Origin of the sequence: Vibrio sp., assembly GCF_038138445.1 — a bacterium.
Classification (GTDB): Bacteria; Pseudomonadota; Gammaproteobacteria; order Enterobacterales; family Vibrionaceae; genus Vibrio.
In genome coordinates this window covers 1-3043 of sequence record NZ_JAYQDQ010000169.1, presented here as the reverse complement: position 1 = coordinate 3043, position 3043 = coordinate 1, and the positions used below count along the sequence as shown (strand labels likewise).

The 3043-nt window shown below is 42.0% G+C and carries 3 protein-coding genes; 1 reads left to right on the top strand and 2 read right to left on the bottom strand.

The features are described 5' to 3' along the window. On the top strand, positions 1-494 hold a 494-nt coding region (locus tag AAFM34_RS20695), incomplete at its 5' end, for a fumarylacetoacetate hydrolase family protein (protein WP_341666130.1). Positions 495-642: 148 nt separating this feature from the next. Here the strand turns inward: AAFM34_RS20695 and AAFM34_RS20690 are convergent. Together AAFM34_RS20690 and AAFM34_RS20685 are read right to left on the bottom strand one after the other, a co-directional pair. Further along, a complete protein-coding gene (locus tag AAFM34_RS20690; RefSeq protein WP_341666128.1) occupies positions 643-1230 on the bottom strand; it encodes an outer membrane beta-barrel protein in 588 nt (195 codons plus the stop codon). Positions 1231-1281: 51 nt separating this feature from the next. Next, positions 1282-2568: a hypothetical protein gene (locus AAFM34_RS20685; protein WP_341666125.1), complete on the bottom strand. Its 1287-nt coding sequence runs from the start codon at positions 2566-2568 to the stop codon at positions 1282-1284. Positions 2569-3043: the final 475 nt, after the last annotated feature.

The following is a 3043-nucleotide window of genomic DNA, read 5'->3' as shown; positions in this document are numbered from 1 at the left end:
TAATTAAATCAGAGTGTTGCCACCCGCGTGCCGAACCTGAAATAGCCTTTCGCCTCAGTAAAGACATTGAAGGCGTTCTTGATGCCCAAGAGGTTTTGGACTATGTGGACGGCGTTGCATCTGCCATTGAAGTGATCGATTCGAGATATGAGAACTTTAAGTTTTCACTGGAAGATGTAGTTGCAGACAACTGCAGTTCTTGTGCGTTTGTGGTAGGCCCTTGGTGCGAAGTTCCGCTTGGACTAAACGGCTTGGATATGGTCATGAGTTTTGACGGCGCCGTTGAAGCGGAGGGCTCGAGCGACGCCATCCTAGACAATCCATTCGAGGCTCTTGCAGCCGCAACACGCTTAGCGCATCAATACGGTATTGCTCTCAAGAAAGGCATGGTTGTTCTTGCCGGTGCATCTACTGCTGCATCCTTTATAAAGCAGACGAAAGAAGTGAGCTTGGAGGTTGATGGATTAGGAAGAGCTGCCTTCGCAACGCTTTAAAACAAACGAGCCGCCCCGGGGTACGAAGCGGCTCGCTGAACAAAACCATGTCGCGTCAATGAAATTACTCGCTTACACTCAATTGATGACGCTATCAAAGTAAACTCAAAACCTGTGCCAAAGTTTACAGAATGAGCGAGTTGAAATGTTAAAGTTTAACGCCTAGACTCACTAAAATCTGTGAACGGTTGTAGCTTAATGGAATGTCGTTCCAGCTGCCTGTGTGGTCAGCAAAGCTCCCGTAATAGGTTACATCAAGGCTCAGTTTCCAAACATCTACACCTAGACCTACGTTATACCCCGCAGTTGGCGAACTAAAGGTTTGACTAAAGGCATTGTCTGAAATGGTGCCTTGGTAGTGAATACCACCTTCAGCGCGTGCAAATTTTAACAGTCTAAGACCAAGTCCCGCATCCAACTGCAAGAATTCGTGATCGAATCTTTCATAAAATATGTTGTTAGGACCATCTGTGCCTTCAAGAAAGTGCGTGTTTTTCGCGTAGAACAAACTTCCCGACGTATAGAGCTGATCACCAAGGTATTGACGACCAAACACGCCAAGATGATAGCCGTTATCAGAAGTCTGTCCTTCAAAGATTTCTTGTGCAGATGTCGCGGCATCACTCAACCCGATGGTATTCAAATTGTAGTTCAATCCTGTTCGAACACCCCATCTGCTCTGGGCAGTCATTGTTGATGTGGCCGCTAGGACCAAAACAAGCAAAAGCTTTTTCATAAATGCGCTTCGAATATTAGTGGTTGATTATACGCTACAATCGTGCCAACCCTACTTTAAGCTCGAATTTAATCGATATATCACCTGTCGTTTGTCTTTCTCGCTTTTGTGGCGTTCGATAATATCAAATCCCAGAGCTTTATTGGCAAATGCATTGATGGCCTTGATGGCTTCACTGCGCTTGCGTCGCTGAACCTCCCAACCTTCGTCTTCCAAATTCAAGATTCTATTGACTTCTTCAGTATCCAAATCACCTATTTTCAAAGCATTGAACAACAATAAATCCTGAGGCGTTAAAAATTCAAGCCAATCGGACTTCTTACTCATGAGCTTCAAGTAACGAGCTCGAGCTAACCATACGAGCAGAAACAAAACGAAGCCGCAAATACCATAGAAGGCTGTCTTGTACCAAGCATAAGGAGTATACAACCTAGTAGTATTCCAAATCTTCCAATCGGCTGGTGTATGTACAGCACGAAAAAAACCAGCCTTAATCTTGTCTGATTTTCTCAGTACAACCATCTCGTCATTGACCGGGTACATACAATAGATACCTGCTACTCCTGAACGTGAAGAAATCTCTTGGTTTGCACTCAAATCTAGTTCATGGATTTTATTGCGACGCCAATCCAACAGCCAATAGCCGTTTTCATTATGAGCAAAGCCAGTACTATCATTAATAATGTTGAAATGCATAGCCACCGATTGATATAGTTCAGTATCAAGTCTACCTTTAGCTAACCAGCTGTCCTTCTTGAAATCATACGCATATAGGGTGCGATAATGACTTACGTACAAAATATCTTCTTGCCTATCATACCAACGCAAATGACGAATCCCGCTTTTGTTATCTACCTCGACCGGGAACGGCGCTTTTGAAACGTGAAACCATTCTCTCGCTACCTCATCAAAACGATTCAGCATATTATTCTCCATCCAAAAACCATAGCCACCGAAACTATATAGAACACCGTCTCGAACAAATTGATAGGCATCAAAGTTGTATCCATGCTGGTAGGTACCGTCTAATCTCGTTATTGAGGAGTCCTTGAAAAAAACTTCAAAGACCTGCCCCGAGCCCGAAAACGAAACCAAAAACCGTTTTCCTAGGTCATGCAGAGTTCCTTGTTCGCCGGAATAAAGATCCTTAGAAGTGTAATTCCTCGAAAATTGTCCTAATTTTACTCGAGAATCCTCTAAAAACATATCTAATTCACCCGTTTCAAAGTTTAAACGATATATGGATCTATCGTCATCTGCCAACCATGAAACATAAGCTCTACTTTCTGCTGATAATGAGAAAGTTACAATCAAAATAAAGAAGGTGATAATTCGCATATCCCAAAGATAGTAAATGTGTGGCAAATATGTTTTTACATATTAACTTATTCAAAACATATTAGAATATAGACATTTGAACAACCAACGAACCTGGTCTACTCTTAGATCACGAACCCAGCCCGCTCAAGGCTGGGTTTTTTTGTTTCCCTTGTTTAGTCCCGGTTTAGCACCTCGAATAGAATTGGCAATCACTTCAGCTTTTTCCTGCATTTAAATTAAATCTGACGGTTTTTAATCAAAATTTCCTTCTTCGGGCAGTAGATATATATGTATCAACCCCCCTTATCCCGAGGGGTACTTTTGCCCTTTATTATTTTTTTTCATTCGACACCCCCTTAAATTATAGGGGGTAGTGGCGTTAATTAATATGTTTTTGATTACACTACCCCTATTTTTTTGGGGGTAATGTTGTGTTTTATGTAATTTTACCCCTGTAAAACCATCTGAAATGAAAAAAATCGACGCAATCATT